The following is a 21,496-nucleotide window of genomic DNA, read 5'->3' as shown; positions in this document are numbered from 1 at the left end:
AGATACATTTGGAAAGGGGAAGCTTATGCACGAGGCAGATGTAGTAGTGATTGGCGGCGGTGTTATTGGATGCTCTATAGCATATCATCTTGCAAAAAAAGGTGTATCTGTCATACTGCTAGAAAAAAATGATGTGGCATCGGGTACATCAGGAGCATGTGACAAGGCAGTGCTTTTACAGTCAAAAAACCCGGGGCTTCATCTTAAGATGGCCCTTGAAAGTGTAAAACTTTTTCCTGATTTGCAAAAAGATATGGATATAGATATAGAGTTTAAAAATGCCGGTGGCATGATTGTAATTTATACCGAAGAGCAATGGGAGATAATGAAAGAATTTGTAGAAAGGCAAAACAGCTATGGCCTTTCAGTAAGTTTAATCGGGAAAGACGAAGCAAGGCAGAGACAACCGGCCTTTTCAAAAGATATAATAGGCTCAACTTACAGCGCGATGGATTGTGAAGTAAACCCTATATACCTTTCACTTGGATTTTTCCGCAGCGCAAAAAGATACGGCGCAAAAGCAATGCTTGCAACCGAGGTAAAAGACATAAAGGTTAAAGACGGCAGAGTAGAAGGCGTTGTAACTGATAAAGGCGATATTGCAACGCATACGGTAGTCAATGCTTGCGGAGTGTATGCTCCCTTTATCGGAAACATGGTAGGAATAAAAGTTCCGATAGTGCCCAGACGAGGTCAAATAATAGTAAGTGAGGCTGTAGCACCATTAGTTCACGGTGATATAAACTGTGCAAGATATATTACGGCAAAGTTTAATCCGGAGCTTCTGGGTCAAGGCGAAAGCGCCCGACTTGGTATAGGGCTTTCCTTGGGTCAAACTGAAAATGGCAATCTGCTGATAGGCGGAACAAGAGAATTTGTGGGCTATGATAGAAGAACCACCCATGCTGCTCTCAGGGAGATATTAAAACATGCGTCAAATCTAGTTCCTGCTTTAAAAGACGTCAGCATTATACATAGTTTTTCCGGTCTTAGACCTTATACACCTGACGGCCTTCCTATCCTTGGACCAGTTCCGAATTTGAAAGGGTTTTATATGGCGGCAGGACATGAAGGAGACGGGATAGCACTTTCGGCAATTACCGGAAGGTTGATGTGTGATGTTATCACTGAGGGCAAGACATCTATGGATATAGATATGAAGCAGCTTTCAATAGAAAGATTTAAGGAGGACGATGTAAATGATTTTTGGACAAGTCATAACTGCAATGGTCACACCTTTTGATAAGGATTTGAGTATAGATTATAATGCTTTGGAAAAATTAATTGAGCATCTTATTGCAACAGGAAGCGACACCCTTTTGGTGGCAGGAACTACAGGGGAATCACCTACACTTTCGGATGCAGAAAAACTAGATCTTTTTAGAGCATGCAAAGAAATTGCCGGTAAAAGAGCAAAGATTATGGCAGGCACAGGCAGCAATTCTACGATTCATAGCGTGGAGTTTTCGCAAGAAGCCGAGAAGGTGGGAGTAGATTGCCTTTTAGTAGTATCCCCTTATTACAATAAGCCGACACAAGAAGGCCTTTACAGACATTTTAAAGCTATTGCCGATGCAGTGGATATTCCTGTTGTGCCTTACAACATACCGGGCCGAACGGCAGTCACAATAGAGCCTGAAACATTGGCGCGTCTTGCAGAGATTAAAAATATAGTTGCAGTAAAAGATGCAGTAGGTAATCTGGAAAAGACCAGCAAAACCAGGCTGCTCGCACCTAATCTTGAAATTTACAGCGGAGATGACAGCATGACACTGCCTATGCTGGCACTGGGCGGCCAAGGCGTTATAAGCGTAGCATCCCATGTGGTAGGTAGTGAGATAAAGCAGATGATAACAAGCTTTAAGGAAGGAAAGACAAAAGAAGCAGAGGAAATTCATCTAAAGCTGTTTGATTTGTTTAAGGCTCTTTTTGTCATTACAAATCCTATACCGGTAAAAGCTGCACTAAACCTAATCGGCATACCTGTAGGAGGCCTGCGCCTTCCTTTGTGCGAAGCTGACGAAAAGACGGTTGCTCTTTTGAAAAGTGAGCTGAAAAAGCTGGGTAAAATTGAATAAACAGCACATAATTTTAGCAGGTGGCAGTACTTGTTTCGGGCATAAAGCAATACGTGTATTGCTGCCTGCTTTTACGCAAAAGCGGTAAGTTTTAATACTTTTACAAAGGAAGATGAATTTGCAAATATTCCAAAAAGAAGCCGCATCTATATAATATGAAAGTTCTTCGATAATCAGACGTATTGACTATTTATTAAAATTGATTGGCGAAAGATGCGGCAGTTGAGCTGAAGCTGCCTGATTTTATAAGCGGTGTCAGCTTAATCTATTATTTTTTATACATAATAATTTTATAAATCGGTAATTGCAGTAGTGGCAATATGAAAAAAGGCTTTTAGACTTTTACGAGGTTCTTTAAAGCATGGAATTTAGTGAAAAAAGGAGGTAGAAATTCAAAAAAATTTTGATAAGAGCTGCTAGTTTCAAGGTTTTAATTTAGTGCAAAATTGAAATCACGGACCGTCTTTATTCATTCTATTACATCCAAGCAAGAGCAAATTACACAGCAATAGCAGCCAATAAGCAGTTACAGCTTCACTAAGCTGTAAAAAAGCAAACTATCATTAATAGGATCTTATTTCTATTTACTGGGGTTAAAAATTAAAAAACGGGAGGAATTGTAATGAATCTTGGCACAATACTCTGGATTGCAACAGTAGTCCTGGGAGCCTTTTTCCTGTGGATCGGATTTAAAGTCAGACATAAAGCCAGCGCCAGTTTTGCCGACTATTCGATTGCAGGCGGCAGTTTGCCCCTATTCCTCATATTCTTTACTGAATTTGCAAATATTATGGGTGTAGGCAACTTTGTGGGTCATGCAGCAAAAGGTTACGCAAACGGCTTGCCATGGTTGTTTTTCATACTTGGCGAGCAGGGTTCCAAGATAATCTTTGCTCTGGTGTTTGCAGGTTTTGCTGGAAGATACACTTACAGTACATTTATTGAAATGATTGATGATCTAATCGTAAAAGATAAGGTAACGCGTGTTATTGGTGCAATACTTGCCTGCAGTATAATGATAGCTTGGACAGGTGGGCAAGCTAAGGGATTTGGAACGATATTCCAAGTTATAACAGGAGCCAATCCCGTACCAATAGTATTCTTATTTACTGCCATCTATATCGTATACACAACGCTAGGCGGCTACTATTCCCTTGTTTGGATGGATTTTGTGCTTGGACTGATGGTTATCGTATTTGGCGGAATGTTCTATTTTGAGGCATTCAAGATTGTAAATTTCAGTTTTGCTGAAATTGGGGCGCGTCTTACTGCAATGGGAAGACCTGAGATGTGGAGCCTAAGCGGTGCAAATTATGGTGTGGCCTTGACTAATTTCGTAACAGGCTGTGTCGGCATCTTAGCAGCTCAGATGTATTGGCAAAGCTGCTTTGCTGCAAAGGATTCAAAGACTGCCCGCAATGGCCTGCTTGCCAGCGGAACAATTGCAATTATATTCGTTATGCTTACTGCTATAGTCGGTATGATAATCTATACCGTAAATCCTAATCTTACCGGAGAACAGCCAATGCCCTGGTTTATGATGAACATGGTGCCTACTATTGTGGCTGTGGGCATATTCTTGTGCATAATGGCGGCAGGCATGTCCTCGGCAGACTCCAACCTGAACTCTGCTACGGTTTTAATGACTAATGATATTATAGCAGTATTTAAACCTGATCTTACAGATAAGGAAATGATTTTTATTGTCAGAGTCTTGACGGTTATAGTAGGTATAATAGCAGCTGTTGTATCTATTTATTCCCCCTCAATTTTGGATCTGTTTTCAAGGGCTTATTCCATGGCTGGAGGCGGTTTAGTGCCGCTGCTTGTTGTAGGCCTGCTGTGGAAAGAGCGGCCGGAAGATCCATTCCAGCCCGGAAAGCGAAACAGCAAAGTGACTCCCTGGGGAGCAAGAGTAGGCATGATTACAGGCGCTGTTTTGTCACAAATCAACTCTCTTGGCACATATAAGATACTTATTGCTCTTGCTGTTTCAGCCATTCTTATTATAGTTGTTTCTATGATGACAAGAAACAGTGATTCTGCATTGCATCTACAGCAGCCTAAATCCGGTATTTGAAACGCCTTTATATTTTGGAATAGAGCCTGTCAGGCGGACTAAAGCTTGCGGCCTATAATTATGAGACCGGGTATTTCAATGCTGAGCCGTTTACTTAACAGGTAATAAGATTATATATAGGCTATGGAAATTGCGAGCAAGGGTCATTTTTAAAATCTAAAGGACCTTCCTGAAGATTATAAGTTATCTTCCGGAAGGTCCTTAATTTTACTTTAGAAAAGCCTTCAGATACTTTGCAATTCGGAGTGAAGGGAAATGAAGAATCTTAAGACTTATCATCGAAGATTCTTCGCTTGCGCTCATGATGACATTTTTCGGTGATATTCTTACTTAAAATAAGGTTTTTTCTGGCAGTATTAACGTTTTAATGATGATATTCTAATTACGTTATCGCTTAGGGCAACAATTTATGCTCAATGCTTCAAGGCTCGATAATATCTCTAAGAGAGTGCTCTGCCGTTGGGTTCTGGCATTTTTTATTCAGGGCTCGATAAAAATATCTCCCAGAGGGCTTGCTTGTTTTTTGAGCTTTCCCTTTGCTACAAGTTCATCCAGCGCTGCTTTTAGTGTCCTTACTTCGTAGTTTGCACCGGCAGCTGCATTGATTTCTTCTACAGCTTTGGCAAAATTTGCAGCATATATGGGAAGATGCGGTTTTATGGCATCGAACAGATTATCTTCGGAAGTTTCGCGATAAAACTTTATTTCATCTAGTGGATTTTGAGTATGGGGGCTTCGAGTATGAGGAAAACGAACGCGTATCGCAACGGTTCTTCCAAAAAGCGGCGATGAAACAAAAGCATCTCCTGAAGGCAGGTAAGGCAGCCTTCTAGCTTCCTCAACCTTTATATCGGTTTCTTCGGAAATAGTGCCGATATCAGAGGCACGCACAGTGCGAAATATGATTTTTGTATTAAGCTGCGCTGTGACGGTTTCATCAAGAAGCGTAGGCCGCTGCGTGGCGAGTATTAAAAATACGCCGTATTTTCTTCCTTCCTGGGCAATTTCTGTAATTATTCCTTTTGTGGCAGTATCTTTTCCTTTTGGCGCAAAATTATGAGCCTCATCGGTTGCGATTATGAAGGGCGGGAAATATTCCCCTGATGGCTGGCCTTTTAGCTCGCCATCCTTATAATCTCTGCGCTGGTGGTAAATGTTAGAAAGCAGGTAAGTGGAAAATACCTGCAGAAGCCATATAGGTCCCTGAATTACTGCAAGTTTCCCCTGCATCATTGTCTCTTTTACCGGCTTTATATCATGGCTGAAAAGACCGGAACTATATAATCGTCTCAGCCGCCATATGATACCCTGCACAGAAGGCAGAGGGGTATTTTGGTACTTTTCAAAGAGCTGGCGCATTTTAATATATTTTTCTTGCTCCATAGGTTCCATATCCTGTTTTAGTGCCTGCTCAATGCGGGATCGCCCCATCTCTAACGCTTCGCCCAAAAGCTCAAGGCGATTTGAAAAGCTTAAATATGTATCGCCTCTTAAATGAAGCTCTTGCACAGCGCTTGACATGGCTTCTGTTAAAGGAGATACGGCTGAAAGCAATGCCATCAAATCTCCTCTTGATAAATTTAAAAATTCTACGCCGATATCTTCGCCTATCTGAAATTTTTTAAATACATCTTTAAAATCCCGTTTTTCTAAGCCGTTTTCTTGGCTTTCCGAAAATTCCATTTCATAATGCGGATCCAAGATTAAGGCCGGAAATCGATGCTTCATTACTTCTTCCATAATAACTCTAAGACCGAAAGATTTGCCGGAACCCGACCCGCCGAAAACTCCGATATGGGGATACTGTTGAAATGACCTGAGATCCAAGAAAAACGGCACGTTTCGCGTCTTGTAAACCTTGCCATTAGAAAACATTTCGCAAAGGCCGCGAAGGTCTTCCTCCATGGTCTCGGCAGTTTCTTCGGTATTTTTGATTTCACCTATCAAAAGTCCGTCTTCTCGCGCGCCTTTTAAAAGATGACTCCTGACCTCGTCGAATATAGGAAGGCGAGCTTTACATCCTGTTACTACCGGAAAATTAGCTTCTGAAATAAGCTTGACTTTTGCAATATTTATTTCATCTTCGTTTATTGAATACCCTAGATGCTTTAAGGATTCTATAACATCGGCGTCGTGAATGCCATTGCCTATGGAAAGGGGAATAAATCTGTTGTAAGAATTGCTTTCAACCACTTCGCCTATAAGGTTTCCTTGATAAGGATCCTCTATAACCAGCAGCTCATTTATCCGAAACTTTCTGTCTCTTGATGCTACATACACCTCTTGCGGTGTTGTAAGCCCAACTACCTGCATATTTGCCATAATATTCCTCCTACATCTCCCGTTTTTCTCGCTTAGGCTTTATAAATTCTACATAATCTTCTCCGAGGTAAGTGTGCAGCAACCCTTCCATTACTGCATCACTTATTCTTACGCTTTTATCAATTATATCAAGCCAAAGAGGTATCCCCCTGCTTTCTTTCGGGGTTAGCGTAAATACAAGATTCGGTACAAGCCCTATTGCTTCCTGCTGTTCTTCTAAAAGGTCAATTCCTATAGGTTTTGGATCAAGAGATGACCTCATAAAAAGCGTCCGAAACCCTTCTTTAAATAAGCCTGGCATAATTTCCAATGCTTCTCCAACCTGCAAAAGTCCGAATAAAATTTCCCAATCTGATGCGGGAAATCCGTCCATGTCCAGGGCATCCTTCAAGCACTGGCTAATTATACCGGTGGATATACCTTCTACAACACCTGCCAGCAGGACTTTTTGACTTATTGCCTCTTCTTTTAATTTATTCCACAAAGCTCCGGCCTCAATTTTATAACGGACTAGAGAGCCGTCCAGCAAAATTACTGCGGGCTTGAATTTTTCTAATGCCAGAAGCGCCGCTTTTGCCTCTAACTGGGCAAGGTTGTGCTTTACAAATTCCTGATATTCTTCTTCGTTCGCTACATCTTCTGTTATAAGGGGAGAAAATGCATCGGTTACGAGAAGATCGTTTTCTCCGGAGATGCAAAGTTTTGCAAGAGCTTGTTGGAGGGTAAACAGATAAGGAAAAGGTCCTCCCGCACTGTTTGTTGACCCGTCCACCCCTACAATTCCGCCTTTTTGAGTAATGCCCGAAAGCTCTTTTTGCCCAAGTCTTTCGCACATAACAAAATTTCCCAGGCCCTTTTCTGCTATAATAGAGCGCAGCGAAGAAGGAGAAGGCCTTTTTTCCAAGCGCAATCGCATGGCGCTAGCTGTCTCTTCGAATTTTTTCTTCAAATCGGCATTTACCTCAAGCATTTTTACACCTGCCTAAGTTTTTAAAAATTTTACAATTCTGTATTGACTTTTTTTGTCATTTCTGGTATGATTTTGTCCAGGGTAAATCATTATATATAAAATTAGGGGGCGTATGTAAATGAAATCTACAGGAATTGTAAGAAAGGTCGACAATCTGGGGCGTATTGTTATTCCTATAGAGCTGAGAAAGACTCTGGGAATATCCGTCAAGGATCCGCTGGAAATTTATGTGGATACCGACAAAATAATCCTCAAAAAATACCTGCCTGCCTGCATTTTCTGCGGCAATGCCGAGGATTTAATTGTTTTTGACGGAAAAAACATCTGTAAAGATTGCGCAAAAAAGATTGAAAAGGCCTTGGTGAAACGCACTGTAGAAGGTAATCCTTCAAAGCGGAGCGCTCGCCTTACAGATGACGACAGCGAAGCATCTGCCGAGGCGAAGTAAAAATAAGTCAAGCTAAGCGAGCCAGTTAAATACTAAAAAGAAGAGATCCCTAAAAAAGTTCTCTTCTTTTTTCGTATCTAAAATTTTACTCGACTATACACTTGGAATTGCGTTCTTGCATCATCTCAGCGGATCTTTTGGCAGCGCTTTCAACTGTTTTGACTATTAGGCCGATAAAGTCTGCATTTTCCAAGACTTTCATCCCTGCCATAGTTGTGCCACCAGGCGTTGTGACCTCGCTGCGCAGTTTAGAAGGGGACTGTCCGGTTTCGACTACCATTTTTGCCGCTCCATACACTGTCTGCACTGTAAGCTCTTCAGAAAGCGGACGAGGGATACCTGCCTTAACCCCTGCCTCTATTAAAGCGTCCATCAGCAAATAGACATAGGCAGGACCGCTTCCTGAAAGCCCTGTCACTGCATCCATCATGTCTTCCTCTACTATAGATACTTTACCTACCGAAGAAAATATTTCCTCTGCAAAATTTCTAGCCTCTTCTTTGGCATATCGCCCTAAAGCTATTGCCGTAGCTGATTCTCTTACTTTGCATGCTGTATTGGGCATTGCCCTAATAACCTGTATTTTTTTGCCTAATGCATCTTCTACATAGCTTGTTGCAACTCCTGCTGCAAGGGTAATTATAATGTGATTATCAGTTATATCATTTTTGAGCTGTTTTAGCAGATTATCAATATCTATTGGTTTTACGGCAATTATAAGATATCTGCAATTTGACAATATTTCCTTATAGTCCCTTGTTGTATGAACATTATATTTCTCCCTAAGGACCTGAAGTTTTTCATCATTTTGCTTGTTTGTTACATATATATCTTCAGGATTTATTATATTCTGGCTTAAAATACCATCTAGCATCGCAACTGCTATAGATCCTGCTCCGAATATTCCTATGGTTCTATGGTTTTGCACTTACTTTCCTCCCATCGCTTGCGCTGATTTTTGATTTTCTATAAAAATATCTTGACATAGAACATTATCAAGTATAAAAAACCTTCCGCCGTGAGAGGACGAAAGGTCGTTGCTTGCCGTCTTGATTTCTTGGTCAAATGCTTGAATTTTGGTACCGCACCTTTCCTCTGCGCCGTTAGGTGCTTTAAGGACTTTTGTGATTAAATAATATTTTATAATACTATCTAGTAAAGTGTCAAGTGAGCTTGCTACTTATAAAACAGGCGAATTCCAACTTCGGTGAATTTACCTGCCGAACTCGGTATTATACGTTTTCTATAGATCTTAATAATGAAGAATATTAAGCTGTTCAAAGAAAGATCATTCACCTTGAAAGACTTTCTACTTTGTCAGGTATCACATGGCAAAGCCAGCTGTTCAAACAGGTATTTCCTTCATAAATACTGATGTGTTGGTTTTTGATTTACATCATATCCTAGAATATTTAGCAGCTTATCTTATATCGATAAAAGATGGAAGGCCTGTCATTTTTCTATTAAAATTTCATATGCCTCATTTCTTGAAACACCGACTTGTTTTGCCGCTCTTTTTAAGGCTTGGTTTTTTGTAAAGCCTTTAGACATTTCTTCTTTAATAATCGATTGAAGGGAAGCTTTTAGCTCATCTTCGTCTGCTTTTGCGCTCTCAGATGGGCTTTTGCAAGGTGTAAAACCCTCAACCACTAAGACCATTTCGCCTTTAGGAGTAGATGCCTCAAATCTTTCTATAATCTCTCCTATGGTGCCTCGTATAAATTCTTCATGGATTTTAGTCATCTCTCGAGCGATAACAATTTTTCTGTTTCCAAAGATGTCAAATAAAGTTTTAAGGGTTTTTACTATACGATGGGGTGCTTCGTAGAATATCAATGTTCTTTCATCTTCCACGATTTTCGTAAGGAACTCCCTTTTTTCTTTTTGTTTTAAAGGCAAAAAGCCTTCAAAAGCAAAGCGCCTTGTGGAAAGACCTGATGCGACTAAAGCGCATACAGCCGCTGCTGCTCCGGGAAGAGGAACAACTTTAATTTTTTCTTTTATGGCATCTTGAACCAAATCTTCTCCGGGGTCTGAAAGAGCCGGGGTGCCGGCATCTGTCACAAGGGCAATGCTTTTGCCTTCATTTAACATATTAATGAGTTTTGGACCCTTTGAAATTTTATTGTGTTCATGATAACTTGTAAGCGGTGTTTTAATTTCAAAGTGGTTTAATAATTTTATTGTAACCCGGGTATCTTCGGCGGCTATAAGGTCTACTTCCTTTAGAACATTTAAGGCTCTAAACGTTATATCATCAAGATTTCCAATTGGAGTGGGACATAGATATAGTACACCTTTATCTGAATCTGACATTTTGCTCTCCTACTGACTTCCGAAATATATTTTTATTATCTCATCGGTATAACTGCCGTCGGCATTATAAACTACTAGCGGCGGAAGCATCTTTAATCCTGAAGATGCACCTTTTTTTGCCATGACAAGAAATAAATTTGGGCCTTCGCTGAATTTTGGATGCACAAAGCGCATAAGTTTGGGTTCAAGCCGAAAGCTTCTCATTAAGCAAATCGCATCAACAAGTCTTACAGTCCTATAAACCATATAAAACTTTCCGCCGAAAGTTAAAAGGTTAGAAGCGGTGCTTACAACATCTCTCAGCGATGCGGCGATTTCATGTCTTGCAATGGCGATACTTTGGTTGGGACTAATTTTCCCTTCATCTACGGTCATATACGGAGGGTTTGCCGAAACCACAGTAAAGCTTTCACTGCCAAATATCTTAGGGGCTTTTTTAAGGTCTGCGCAAATGATTTTTGCTCTGTCTTCAAGACCATTCATTTTTATGCTTCTCTTTGCTCTGCTGCAGGCTGCTTCATCTATTTCTATGCCGATTATCTCTTTTGCACAAGTTTTAGCGCAAAGCAGTATGGGAATGACTCCGCTTCCTGTTCCCAAATCTATTATCCTGTCGTTTTTACCGGCCTTTATAAAATTTGCAAGCAGTACTGAATCGATGGCAAACTTATATGCCCCGTCCTGCTGGATGATTTTTAGGTTATCGCACAATAAGTCATCAATGTGCTCGCCGGGATATTTTAAGTATTCTTTCATTAACTTCACCTTACGCTAAAATGTCTTATTTCATTATATCAAAAGGCAAATGAATTAACAATTGATTAAACAATGTCAAGGCTGTTCTTGCCAAAGGGCTTGAACTGAAACGATTTGAGAGTCTATGATGATTTTAGCTGAAAAACAAAATATATTAATAAATTATAGTAAAAATAGAGGAATTTTTACATTCATGTCGAATTTTAATTAAACGATAAAATTTTAAGATATATTTTCCAAGTAAGGAGTGAATAAAATTAAAAGAAAGGATATTGGCAATAAGATAAGAGAACTGCGCAACAACAAAGGGTTGACTTTAAAAGAACTGGGTGAGAAGACAGACCTTTCAATCAGCTTCTTGTCTCAAGTTGAAAGAGGAACAAGTGCGGTGTCTATAACTGCTCTTGAAAAGATTGCAGGCGCCCTTGAAACTGATCTTGCCTATTTTTTTACTCTTCCACAGAAACATGAAAACTTAATAATGCGAAGTTATGAGCAAGAGATTTTTTCAGTTGAGGAATCCAGGGTGTATAACAGGCTTGCAAATGATGTCAACGGAAAAGTCTTAGAATCTATGTTAATAACCCTTTTCCCCAATCAAAAGGAAAATAAGGTGGCAACATATACTCATGAAGGAGAAGAATTTGCATATGTTTTAGAGGGAATCCTGACAATTTTAATTGATGATGAAGAGTATCAATTAAATCCGGGAGATTGTGTTCATATGGCATCTACTATCCCTCACGAATGGGTAAACTATACAAATAAATTGGTAAAAGTCCTGTGTGTAAGCATACCGCGGATTTTTCAACAAAAATAAAGATTTACTCTTATTGAATACTTAAAGTCTATTGTATCATAAAAATATCCTGTTTTGTGCGACGGGAGCAATAGGATCTTTTGAAAATAGAAGCGAGAAGAATATAATTATAATAAGTATCAAAATCAAGAAGGGAGAAATGTTTTATGAAGGAAAGACTTGAAAAGCTGTTTGATCTTATGAAAAAAGAAAATATAGACGGGATATTTTTGGCAAAGGATGCTAATGTCCGTTATGTCAGCGGATTTACAGGTTCAGAATCTTATGCTTTGGTATCAAAGGATGCCCGGGCGCTTATAACCGATTCAAGATACACAGAACAAGCTGAACAGGAATGCGAGGGTTTTGATGTAATAAAGTGGAAGGCTCCTCATCCTACTTTGCCGGAGGCGGCATGCGGGGTATGTGAAAAATACGGAATAAAAAAGCTGGGTTTTGAAAAAGACGTACTCACAGTGGATTTTTACGATAAGTTAAAAGAAAATTTAAAAGGCATAGAGCTAATAGGAACAGTAGGCCTTGTGGAGAAAATCCGACAGGTAAAAGATGAAAACGAAATTTCTTATATGAGAGAAGCCTCAAGGATTACGGATGAGGCTTTCAATGAAGTGCTAAATTACATAAAGCCGGGAGTTACCGAAAAGGACGTAAAAAGAGAGCTTATATATCTGGTGCAGAAAAAAGGAGCTGACGACGTAGGCTTTTCATTTATAGTAGCATCAGGGGAAAATGGCTCAAAACCCCATGCAATCCCTTCTGACAAGCCCATTGAGGCAGGGGATTTTGTGACAATGGATATTGGTTCTCTCTACAATGGCTACAGATCTGATATGACAAGGACCGTTGCGGTGAAAATGGCAGATGAAAGGCAAAGATATATTTACAATGTTGTTAAAAGATCTCAGGAAGAAGGAGTAAAAGCTGTAAGAGCCGGAGTAGAATGCAGGCTGATTGATAAAGCTGCTCGTGATGTGATAATATCTGAAGGCGTAGAAGGAATGTTCGAGTACGGCATAGGTCACGGCGTGGGCCTTGAAATCCATGAAGCCCCAGCCATGTCGCCTAACAGCACCCATATCTTAGAGGCCGGGAATGTGATTACCGTGGAGCCTGGTATATATATACCTGGATGGGGAGGTGTTAGGATTGAAGATATGGTAGCAGTAACTAAAGACGGTTGTGAAATTTTGACACGATCACCAAAAGAGCTTATTATCGTATAAATATGGTTTTGCTGACAAAATTAAATTGGGGGTATGAAAATGAGCAAAAAATTTAAATCAATCCTTGCCCTGCTGACGGCATGCATTTTAGCATGCACAGTGCTTGCCGGCTGCGGTGGCTCCGGTACCACCGAAAAAACTGAAAATGCAGGAGACGCAACTACTGTAAAGCAAGAACTAACCTTTTCTCAGTCATCAGAGATACCCAGCCTTGACCAGCAACTTATCAATTCAATGCCGTCAACTGAGGTTTCCAACGCAATTTTTGAAGGCCTAGTAAGGCTCCATGACGGTAAAGTCCAGCCTGGCATGGCAGAGACATGGGATATTTCCGAAGATGGAAAGACCTATACGTTTCATTTAAGGGATGCAAAATGGAGCGACGGAAAGCCGGTTACAGCAAATGATTTTGAGTACGGAATAAAAAGACTTCTTGATCCTAAGACAGGAGCAGCCTATGCTTTTGCCGGATATATGATAGTAAACGGCGAAGCCTACAATACGGGAAAAATCACAGATGCAAGCCAAGTAGGAGTCAAAGCCATAGATGAAAAAACACTGGAAATAAAGATAGCAAACCCTGCACCATATTTCTTAGGCTATTTAAGTCTTGCGTGCTTTATGCCTACCCGCCAAGACATAGTTGAAAAATACGGAAAAGATTTTGCTCTTGAAGCTGCTAACAATGTCTACAACGGTCCATTTATTTTGGAAGAATGGAAGCATGAGTCTAATGTAACACTGAAAAAGAACCCGGACTACTGGAATAAAGATGCTGTAAAATTGGAAAAAGTGACCATACTTCAGATTACCGATCCTAATACTGCCTTAAGCATGTATGAAAACGGAGAACTGGATTGGGTGTATGTGCCAAATACTCTTTGGGACAAATACAAGGATAATCCCAGCGTAAAACTTATGATGAACGGCGCTGTAGATTGGCTAAGACTTAATCTCAATGCCGAAGACAGGCCTTGGCTTGCGAATTTGGACTTTAGAAAAGCATTGAATTATGCACTGAATAGAGAAGAATATGTAAATGCCGCTACAAAAGGACTTTATCTGCCCTATTCCCGCCTTGTACTGCCCCTTGTAGCAGGAGCAAAAGGAGGCAAGTATACCGAGGAGTGTCCGATTGATGGTTATCCGCTGTCCGGAGACATGGAAAAGGCAAAAGAGCATCTTGATAAAGCAATGGCTGCACTTAACATAATGGACCCGAAAGATATATCTCTTGAACTTAAGTTTTCCGATGCAGCAGGAGACAAACCCCTTGCTGAGGTGCTGCAAGATCAGCTGACAAGGAATCTGGGAATTACAGTAACAGTAAACCCTGTAACATACAAACAAAAGCTTGCAGACGATGTGGCAGGTCAATATGAGGCAGTTTACAACGGCTGGATGCCTGACTATGATGACCCGATGACATATCTCGAGCTTTTTGAAAGCAACAATACCCAAAACTCCACGGGATGGAAAAATCCTGAATATGACAGGTTGATTGAGGCTGCAAGGGTGGAAACCGATCCTGTAAAAAGACAGCAGTATTTCTGGGATGCTGAAAAGTTGCTTATAGAGGAATGCCCCTTTGTTCCGCTGCAGTGCAGACAGGTGGCATATCTTGAAAAAGAAAACCTTAAAGGTATATCCAGGTATTTTGTGGGTTCGGATGTAGACTTTATATATGCATATTTTGAATAAAGTTATATAATAATAAAAAGTTCAGTGGGGCATTTTATCTCTCACCGCAAAATGCCCCACAATTTAAACCCATCGACCTTTGTTTAGAGAGACTATGAAAATTTTATCTTGAGAAGGGAGGGACAGATTTTTGAAAAGATATATACTTCAAAGATTGATTATATCCTTACTTACAATATGGGTCTTGGTAACTGTGGTATTTATTCTTGTAAGACTTATGCCGGGAGACCCTTTTATAAGCGAAAAAATGACGCCTGAAATACGAAAAAACATGATGGAATATCATGGCTTTGACAAGCCTTGGTATGTGCAGTACTTAAAGTATTTAAACAATCTTTTGCATGGTGACTTAGGACTTTCACTAAAATACAGCAACCGCAGTGTAAATACAATACTTGCTCAATCTTTCCCGATTTCTGCCGACCTTGGTATAAGAGCTGTGGTTCTTGCAACGGTTCTGGGACTTTTCTTAGGGGTAATGGCCGCTTTAAACAATGGCAGATTTTTTGATTACTTTTGTGTCATTATAGCGATAATAGGCGTATCTGTTCCGGACTTTGTGGCAGGTTCGGTTCTGCAGTATGTTTTCGGATTAAAATTGCACATGTTTCCCATAGCAAGATGGGAAAGTTTCAGGCATACAGTGCTTCCTGTAGTCGCCTTGTCCCTTAATACCCTTGCAGTTATAACTAGGACTATGCGTTCTAGTATGTTGGAAGTAATAAACGAGGATTATATACTTACAGCTAAGGCAAAGGGACTTTCGGACTGCGAGATAGTCACAAGGCATGAAATTAGAAACGCCATACTTCCCATTGTGACCATTTTAGGACCTATTACCGCAGGCATACTCACCGGCACCTTTGTTATTGAGCAGATATATGCGATACCGGGCATGGGAAGATTTTATGTATCCGGCATAAATGACAGGGACTATAGCATGATTTTAGGAATGACGGTTTTTTACGGCGTATTCTTGGTTGCGGCAAATTTTGTAGTTGATATAATATACGGATTTGTAGATCCCAGAATTAGAATATCCGAGAAATAAGGTGATGTAGATTATGGACAGTTCGGATATTATAACCGATGAAATGTTCACTGTTGTAGGAAAAGATATAGAAAACTATAATTTAATAACAAGACCCAGCCTTTCTTACTGGCAGGATGCATGGATAAGACTGAAGAAAAACAAGGTGGCCATGTTAGGCCTTGCTATAATAATATTTTATATAATTATGGCGATAATAGGACCTTATATGACTTCTGCCGACTACAGGATGACAAATTCAGCTATAGCGGATCAACTGCCCAGCAAAGAACATTGGTTCGGAACGGATTCTCTCGGCAGAGATCTTTGGGCCAGAGTTTGGCTTGGGGCAAGGGTGTCTCTTACTATCGGCTTTGCGGTAACACTGCTCAATCAGTTTATCGGCATCATTATAGGCGGCATATCCGGCTACTTTGGCGGCAAACTTGATATGATAATAATGAGGATAATAGATGTGCTTTACGGCATACCGTCCCTTATTGTTGCAATACTTGTCATATTGGTAAGAGGCGAGTCCGGCATAGCAAGTCTCATAATAGCTATGATAATAACCGGATGGATTGGAAGTGCGCGATTTGTAAGGGGTCAGGTGCTTCAATTAAAAAATCAGGAATTCGTCCTTGCCGCAAAGGTCCTTGGCGCAAGCAGCATGAGGATAATTTTGCGCCACCTTATACCAAATATGATGGGACTTTTAATTACGAATATTACAATGGCTATTCCGGGAGCCATATTCTCGGAAGCATTTTTAAGCTATATAGGTATCGGTATTCAACCGCCGGATACAAGCTGGGGGCAGCTTGCAAGAGAAGGTGCCCAGGTATTTATGGCATATCCATGGGAGATATTCCTACCTTCATTTTTCATCAGCACAACAATGCTGTCTCTGAATTTACTTGGCGACGGGCTTAGGAATGCCTTAGATCCCAAAATGCGCGGGACGGCAAAAGTTTAGGAGCCGCGAAATAGGGGGTAAAGATGGACAAACTACTTGATGTAAAAAATCTTGAAGTAAATTTTAAAACTTACGGCGGCACTATAAATGCTGTAAGAGGCATGTCCTTTGACATAGACACAGGAGAATGTCTTGCGATTGTAGGAGAGTCGGGATGCGGAAAAAGTGTTACTGCAAAAGCCATAATGGGTCTTATTCCTTGCCCTCCAGGCGAAATATCAGGCGGCAGCATCCTATTTGACGGCACTGACCTTTTAAAGCTTGATAGAAAAAGTATGATGAAAATAAGGGGCGCAAAAATCGGAATGATATTCCAGGACCCCATGACATATCTTAATCCAACGATGACAGTTGGAAAACAAATTGAAGAGGTGCTGAAAAAGCATACAAATTACACTAAAAAGCAAATGACTGAAAGAATTATAGAGATATTAAATTTTGTAGGCATAGCAAATCCAAAAAGGAGAATGCGCCAATATCCCTTTGAGCTTTCAGGAGGCATGAGGCAGCGGGTTATGATTGCAATAGCAACTGTGTGCACCCCAAAGCTCTTGATTGCAGATGAGCCCACTACAGCTTTAGATGTTACTATACAGGCTCAAATCCTGGAACTTATAAAATCACTGCAAAAAAGCATGAATACCTCAGTGATGCTAATTACCCATGACTTGGGAGTTGTGGCAAACATGGCAGATAGAGTGATGGTGGTTTATGCCGGGAAGATAGTAGAGTCAGGGGTGGTAGACGATGTATTCTATAAGCCGCAACATCCTTATACTTGGGGGCTTTTAAGCTCAATACCTACTTTAGAGCTTAAAAATAAAGAAAAGCTGCCTTCGATTGAAGGCACGCCGCCGGATTTATTTTCACCGCCGACAGGGTGCGCCTTTGCAGCCAGGTGTGCCTTTGCTATGAAAATTTGTAAAGAGATGTATCCTGAAACGGTGGATTTAGGAGAAGGTCACCACTGTGCCTGCTGGCTGCTGCATGAGAAAGCCAAAAATGTGCGGCAGTCTTTTAACCTGTGAGGTGAACAAGTTGCATGAAAATAACGATTACCTGCTTGAAGTAAAAAATCTAAAAAAGTATTTCAAGGTTGGCGCAAACCAAATATTAAAAGCGGTAGATGATGTAAGTTTTTCCATAAAAGAAGGAGAGACATTAGGGCTTGTTGGCGAATCCGGCTGCGGAAAATCTACTACCGGAAAAACTATTGCAAGACTATATGCTCCAACAGGGGGCAAGGTTATATTTGAAGGAAAAAATGCCCACAAATTAAACGGACAGGAAGCAAGAGAGTTTTCCAAAAAGGTTCAGATGATATTTCAAGACCCTTATGCATCTCTTGATCCTAGAATGACAGTAAAAGACATAATCGGCGAAGGCATTGATATACACAACTTATATAAGGGCAAAGAAAAACTTCAAAGAATATATGAATTACTAAATCTTGTAGGTTTAAACAAAGAACATGCAGACAGATATCCTCATGAATTTTCAGGGGGACAAAGACAGCGTATAGGAATTGCCAGGGCACTGGCAGTGGAACCTACCTTTATAGTATGTGATGAGCCTATCTCGGCTCTTGATGCCTCGGTTCAGGCACAAATAGTAAATCTGCTTATATCACTACAGCATAAACTTCGGCTCACCTACCTTTTTATAGCCCATAACTTAATTATGGTAAAACATTTATCAGACAGGGTGGCAGTTATGTATCTTGGCAATATTGTGGAACTTGCAGACAGCAGCGAGCTTTATGATAATCCCCTGCATCCGTATACTAAAGCTCTAATTTCTGCAATACCTATTGCTGACCCAAAACTTGAAAGAAGCCGACAGAGGATTCTAGTAGAAGGTGATGTTTCAAACCCGATAAATCCGCCTCCGGGATGTTTGTTTAAATCAAGATGCAAGTTTGCAAAACCTGTATGCGAGCAGGAAAAGCCGCCACTTAAAGAGATAAGTCCTAACCACTTTATATCCTGCTATCTGTATTAGAAGGAAGGCAAGACTGATTTTAATGTAGAAAGTTGTTTTGGCGAATGTGACGAACCTTTATATAAAGCAATACTTGTTGTTTTAAATTCAATCTTCAGTGCACAAGAGTGTTCAGGCATTTGCTGTCAGTTACCTTCTTGCAGGGTTAAGAAGGATTTTGCGCCAAAGTCAAGACCAAAAAGTCTTTCGCTCCAGGTAAAGCATAGTTGGTATAGCTTTCGGATTTACAGTTAGTAAAACGATATATAAGGTTTAATTTTAAAGGATCAGAGTATATGCACCTTAGAAAACCTCCAATTAAAAGAAATTTAAAAGAAGGTGTAAATTTATGAGCGACGGTTCATTAGGAAGGCCGGCACTGGAAAAGGAAATCCAAAAAAGAAGATCTGCGGTAAAGCCGATAAATGAGAGGATAGCAAAGCTTCGAGAAGAAAGCGTAAATAGCAAGGTAAAAATATCCCCTGAACGGGTAAAAATCATAACTGATTTTTATAAAAGCGGTGCCGCAAAAGGCAAATCGATTCCGCATCAAAGAGCGATGGCTTTTAAATACTTGATGGAGCGGGTAAGTTTACCGGTGGAAGAAGGGCAGCTCATTGTAGGCATAAGAGGGACAGGTCCTCAGGAAGTGCCCACATATCCTGAGATATGCACCCACAGCATAGAAGATCTTAAAATACTTAGCAGCCGGGAAAACATGCCTTATTTGGTGGATGATGAGACTTTCAAGCTGTACGAAGAAGAAATAATACCAGAATGGCAAGGCAATACAATGCGAGACTTAATATTCGGCAGTGTTTCAGATGAATGGATAAAAGCCTATGAAGCCGGGATATGGACGGAATTTATGGAGCAGAGAGCTCCGGGACACACTGCCGGCGGCGAGAGGATATTTAAGACAGGCCTCCTTGATATAAGGGAAGAGATAAAGAAGAAAATTGAAGAAGCAAAACCCAGCGATCCATACTATTATGACAAGATAGAAGAGCTGAAGGCTATGGACATAGCTGCTGAGGCAATGCTTATTTATGCGCGGCGTTATAAAGAAAAACTGGAAAAGATGGCCGAGGAGGAGCAAAATCCTGAAAGAAAAAAGGAACTTTTAGAAATGGCAAGAATCTGCAGCCGTGTTCCTGCCCACGCCCCTACGACATTCTGGGAGGCACTCCAGCATTACTGGTTTATTCATGTAGGCATAGTATATGAAACAAATCCGTGGGATTCTTACAATCCGGGCAGATTCGATCAGCACCTTTTCCCCTTCTATAAAAAAGATGTTGAAGAAGGAAGACTTACAAGAGAAAGAGCCAAAGAGCTTTTAGAGGCATTTTGGATAAAAGTCAATAATCAACCTGCAGTGCCGAAGGTAGGAGTTACTGCGGAGGAAAGCTTCACATACAATGATTTTACAAAAATAAATATCGGCGGCTTAAAAGAAGATGGGTCTGACGGTGTAAATGATGTGTCATATCTGGTTTTAGAGGTCCTTAATGAAGTTAGAACACTGCAGCCTAATACCGCTGTTCTTGTAAGCGACAAAAACCCCAGGCATTTTCTCTTGAAGGCCCTTGAAGTTGTAGGACCCGGTTTTGGCGAGCCGCCGTTTTTCAATTTCGACGGTGCCATTGTGAAGATGCTAAGACAAGGCAAGAAATTGGAAGATGCTAGAACGGCAGGGGTCAGCGGATGCGTAGAAACAGGATCTTTTGGAAAAGAGTCCTATATCCTGACAGGCTATTTTAATCTCCCTAAGATTTTAGAAATAACATTAAATAATGGAATAGATCCAAAGACCGGCCGAATGCTGGGAATCCAGACCGGCGATCCTTCATCGTTTAAAAGCTACGAAGAACTTTGGAATGCGTTTTTGGAACAGGTAAAGCATTTTATGGAAATAAAAATGGCAGGCAATGATATTATAGAGGCGCTTTTTGCAAAGTATATGCCGGTGCCTTTTCTATCCCTTTGGACAGAGGACTGCGTAAAGCGCGGGAAAGATTACAACGCAGGGGGTACCCGCTACAATACTCAGTACCTCCAGATAGTAGGTCTTGGAACTCTTGCTTACAGTCTGACATCCCTTAAGTTCCATGTATTTGATAAAAAGACCATCTCTATGAGCGACATGCTTGATGCTTTAAAGCAGGACTTTGAGGGAAAATACGAGATAATGAGACAAATCATCTTAAATAAGACGCCGGTATACGGAGAAGATGAGGATTACAGCGATGTGATAGCAAAAGAGATAGTGGATACTGTAGTTGATATAGTAGAGTCCTATCCCCCTTCCCCTGTTAGGAAAGCCTCAAAGAGAGTTTATTTCCTGCCAACAACTGCCCATGTCTACTTCGGAAAAGTTACAGGCGCCACACCTGACGGCAGAAAAGCAGGTTTTCCTGTTTCAGAAGGGATTTCACCGGTCCAGGGCACAGATAAAAAAGGCGTTGCGGCAGTTTTTAGGTCTATTACAAAGTGCGACTGGGATAAGACCGGTGGAGCACTACTTAATCAGAAGCTTACGCCGGATCTTTTAGAGGGTCGGGAAAATTTAAAGAATATCGCAAGCCTTATTAAAACCTTTTTCAACATGGGAGGACACCATGTTCAGTTTAATGTGGTAAGTTCAGAGCTTTTGCGAACAGCCCAAGAGCACCCAAAAGACTTTCAGGATCTGATGGTAAGAGTTGCAGGCTACAGCGACTATTTTGTAAATCTGCCCAAGGGACTGCAGGAGGAAATAATTGCAAGGACAGAACATAAAAATCTTTGATAAAT

At 40.7% G+C, this 21,496-nt stretch carries 17 protein-coding genes; 12 read left to right on the top strand and 5 right to left on the bottom strand.

Features of this window, described 5'->3' with window-relative positions; genetic code table 11:
• The first annotated feature begins 25 nt into the window (after positions 1–25).
• The 3 genes from TSYNT_RS04245 (at position 26) to TSYNT_RS04235 (ending at position 4,158) form a co-directional block, all read left to right on the top strand.
• On the top strand, positions 26–1,243 hold the full coding sequence (locus TSYNT_RS04245; RefSeq protein WP_059032049.1) for an NAD(P)/FAD-dependent oxidoreductase: 1,218 nt from the start codon (positions 26–28) through the stop codon (positions 1,241–1,243).
• Positions 1,200–2,078, top strand: a complete 879-nt coding sequence (dapA, locus tag TSYNT_RS04240) for a 4-hydroxy-tetrahydrodipicolinate synthase (protein WP_059032047.1) — start codon at positions 1,200–1,202, stop codon at positions 2,076–2,078. The genes TSYNT_RS04245 and dapA overlap by 44 nt, the downstream gene beginning before the upstream one ends.
• A gap of 622 nt (positions 2,079–2,700) precedes the next feature.
• Entirely contained in the window at positions 2,701–4,158 is a 1,458-nt protein-coding gene (locus TSYNT_RS04235; protein ID WP_059032045.1) for a sodium:solute symporter family protein, read from the top strand.
• Positions 4,159–4,638: 480 nt separating this feature from the next.
• Here the strand turns inward: TSYNT_RS04235 and TSYNT_RS04230 are convergent, their stop codons facing one another.
• Positions 4,639–6,471, bottom strand: coding sequence for an ATP-binding protein (locus TSYNT_RS04230; RefSeq protein ID WP_059032325.1), 1,833 nt, complete (start codon positions 6,469–6,471; stop codon positions 4,639–4,641).
• A gap of 19 nt (positions 6,472–6,490) precedes the next feature.
• Complete coding sequence (locus tag TSYNT_RS04225) at positions 6,491–7,450, bottom strand: DNA double-strand break repair nuclease NurA (protein WP_059032043.1); 960 nt, start codon at positions 7,448–7,450, stop codon at positions 6,491–6,493.
• 118 nt (positions 7,451–7,568) lie between these two features.
• Here TSYNT_RS04225 and TSYNT_RS04220 point away from each other — a divergent pair, with 118 nt between their 5' ends.
• The gene (locus TSYNT_RS04220) at positions 7,569–7,898 is read left to right on the top strand and encodes an AbrB/MazE/SpoVT family DNA-binding domain-containing protein (RefSeq protein WP_083497644.1); all 330 of its coding nucleotides are present in this window, start codon (positions 7,569–7,571) and stop codon (positions 7,896–7,898) included.
• Positions 7,899–7,983: 85 nt separating this feature from the next.
• On the opposite strand, the gene proC is transcribed toward TSYNT_RS04220, so the two are convergent.
• The 3 genes from proC to TSYNT_RS04205 all read right to left on the bottom strand — a co-directional run bounded on the left by proC (position 7,984) and on the right by TSYNT_RS04205 (position 10,970).
• Positions 7,984–8,826, bottom strand: coding sequence for a pyrroline-5-carboxylate reductase (gene proC / locus TSYNT_RS04215; protein WP_059032041.1), 843 nt, complete (start codon positions 8,824–8,826; stop codon positions 7,984–7,986).
• Between the two features lie 524 nt (positions 8,827–9,350).
• Positions 9,351–10,214 (bottom strand): 16S rRNA (cytidine(1402)-2'-O)-methyltransferase, encoded by an 864-nt coding sequence (gene rsmI, locus TSYNT_RS04210; RefSeq protein WP_059032039.1) that lies wholly within the window; start codon positions 10,212–10,214, stop codon positions 9,351–9,353.
• A gap of 9 nt (positions 10,215–10,223) precedes the next feature.
• Positions 10,224–10,970 (bottom strand): tRNA1(Val) (adenine(37)-N6)-methyltransferase, encoded by a 747-nt coding sequence (locus TSYNT_RS04205; RefSeq protein ID WP_059032037.1) that lies wholly within the window; start codon positions 10,968–10,970, stop codon positions 10,224–10,226.
• Between the two features lie 247 nt (positions 10,971–11,217).
• Between TSYNT_RS04205 and TSYNT_RS04200 the strand changes: the two genes are divergently transcribed.
• The 8 genes from TSYNT_RS04200 to hypD all read left to right on the top strand — a co-directional run bounded on the left by TSYNT_RS04200 (position 11,218) and on the right by hypD (position 21,491).
• Positions 11,218–11,790 carry a helix-turn-helix domain-containing protein gene (locus tag TSYNT_RS04200; RefSeq protein WP_059032034.1) on the top strand — a complete coding sequence of 191 codons (573 nt, stop codon included), beginning with the start codon at positions 11,218–11,220 and terminating at the stop codon, positions 11,788–11,790.
• A 146-nt stretch (positions 11,791–11,936) separates the two neighbouring features.
• Positions 11,937–13,013 (top strand): M24 family metallopeptidase, encoded by a 1,077-nt coding sequence (locus TSYNT_RS04195; protein WP_059032032.1) that lies wholly within the window; start codon positions 11,937–11,939, stop codon positions 13,011–13,013.
• A 39-nt stretch (positions 13,014–13,052) separates the two neighbouring features.
• Complete coding sequence (locus tag TSYNT_RS04190; protein WP_059032030.1) at positions 13,053–14,714, top strand: peptide ABC transporter substrate-binding protein; 1,662 nt, start codon at positions 13,053–13,055, stop codon at positions 14,712–14,714.
• A 130-nt stretch (positions 14,715–14,844) separates the two neighbouring features.
• Entirely contained in the window at positions 14,845–15,765 is a 921-nt protein-coding gene (locus tag TSYNT_RS04185) for an ABC transporter permease (protein ID WP_059032028.1), read from the top strand.
• Positions 15,766–15,778: 13 nt separating this feature from the next.
• Entirely contained in the window at positions 15,779–16,720 is a 942-nt protein-coding gene (locus tag TSYNT_RS04180) for an ABC transporter permease (RefSeq protein ID WP_013777179.1), read from the top strand.
• Positions 16,721–16,743: 23 nt separating this feature from the next.
• Positions 16,744–17,748, top strand: a complete 1,005-nt coding sequence (locus TSYNT_RS04175; RefSeq protein WP_059032026.1) for an ABC transporter ATP-binding protein — start codon at positions 16,744–16,746, stop codon at positions 17,746–17,748.
• Positions 17,723–18,721 (top strand): ABC transporter ATP-binding protein, encoded by a 999-nt coding sequence (locus tag TSYNT_RS04170; protein ID WP_059032323.1) that lies wholly within the window; start codon positions 17,723–17,725, stop codon positions 18,719–18,721. Before TSYNT_RS04175 ends, TSYNT_RS04170 begins: the two co-directional genes overlap by 26 nt.
• Before the next feature lie 328 nt (positions 18,722–19,049).
• Positions 19,050–21,491, top strand: a complete 2,442-nt coding sequence (gene hypD, locus TSYNT_RS04165; RefSeq protein ID WP_059032024.1) for a trans-4-hydroxy-L-proline dehydratase — start codon at positions 19,050–19,052, stop codon at positions 21,489–21,491.
• Positions 21,492–21,496 lie beyond the last annotated feature (5 nt).

This window comes from Tepidanaerobacter syntrophicus (genome assembly GCF_001485475.2).
Lineage (GTDB): Bacteria > Bacillota > Thermosediminibacteria > Thermosediminibacterales > Tepidanaerobacteraceae > Tepidanaerobacter > Tepidanaerobacter syntrophicus.
The sequence above is the reverse complement of the archived record's forward strand: the minus strand, read 5'-3'. Positions and strand labels throughout refer to the sequence as shown.

What these genes read in the sequence shown, in the direction of transcription:
- TSYNT_RS04245 (WP_059032049.1), top strand. Translation starts at nt 26, where the DNA reads ATGCACGAGGCAGATGTAGTAGTGATTGGCGGCGGTGTTATTGGATGC.
- TSYNT_RS04190 (WP_059032030.1), top strand. Translation starts at nt 13,053, where the DNA reads ATGAGCAAAAAATTTAAATCAATCCTTGCCCTGCTGACGGCATGCATT.
- hypD (WP_059032024.1), top strand. Translation starts at nt 19,050, where the DNA reads ATGAGCGACGGTTCATTAGGAAGGCCGGCACTGGAAAAGGAAATCCAA.
- TSYNT_RS04225 (WP_059032043.1), bottom strand. Translation starts at nt 7,450, where the DNA reads ATGCTTGAGGTAAATGCCGATTTGAAGAAAAAATTCGAAGAGACAGCT.
- TSYNT_RS04235 (WP_059032045.1), top strand. Translation starts at nt 2,701, where the DNA reads ATGAATCTTGGCACAATACTCTGGATTGCAACAGTAGTCCTGGGAGCC.
- TSYNT_RS04230 (WP_059032325.1), bottom strand. Translation starts at nt 6,471, where the DNA reads ATGCAGGTAGTTGGGCTTACAACACCGCAAGAGGTGTATGTAGCATCA.
- dapA (WP_059032047.1), top strand. Translation starts at nt 1,200, where the DNA reads ATGATTTTTGGACAAGTCATAACTGCAATGGTCACACCTTTTGATAAG.
- TSYNT_RS04195 (WP_059032032.1), top strand. Translation starts at nt 11,937, where the DNA reads ATGAAGGAAAGACTTGAAAAGCTGTTTGATCTTATGAAAAAAGAAAAT.
- TSYNT_RS04205 (WP_059032037.1), bottom strand. Translation starts at nt 10,970, where the DNA reads ATGAAAGAATACTTAAAATATCCCGGCGAGCACATTGATGACTTATTG.
- TSYNT_RS04170 (WP_059032323.1), top strand. Translation starts at nt 17,723, where the DNA reads ATGTGCGGCAGTCTTTTAACCTGTGAGGTGAACAAGTTGCATGAAAAT.
- rsmI (WP_059032039.1), bottom strand. Translation starts at nt 10,214, where the DNA reads ATGTCAGATTCAGATAAAGGTGTACTATATCTATGTCCCACTCCAATT.
- TSYNT_RS04175 (WP_059032026.1), top strand. Translation starts at nt 16,744, where the DNA reads ATGGACAAACTACTTGATGTAAAAAATCTTGAAGTAAATTTTAAAACT.
- TSYNT_RS04180 (WP_013777179.1), top strand. Translation starts at nt 15,779, where the DNA reads ATGGACAGTTCGGATATTATAACCGATGAAATGTTCACTGTTGTAGGA.
- TSYNT_RS04220 (WP_083497644.1), top strand. Translation starts at nt 7,569, where the DNA reads ATGAAATCTACAGGAATTGTAAGAAAGGTCGACAATCTGGGGCGTATT.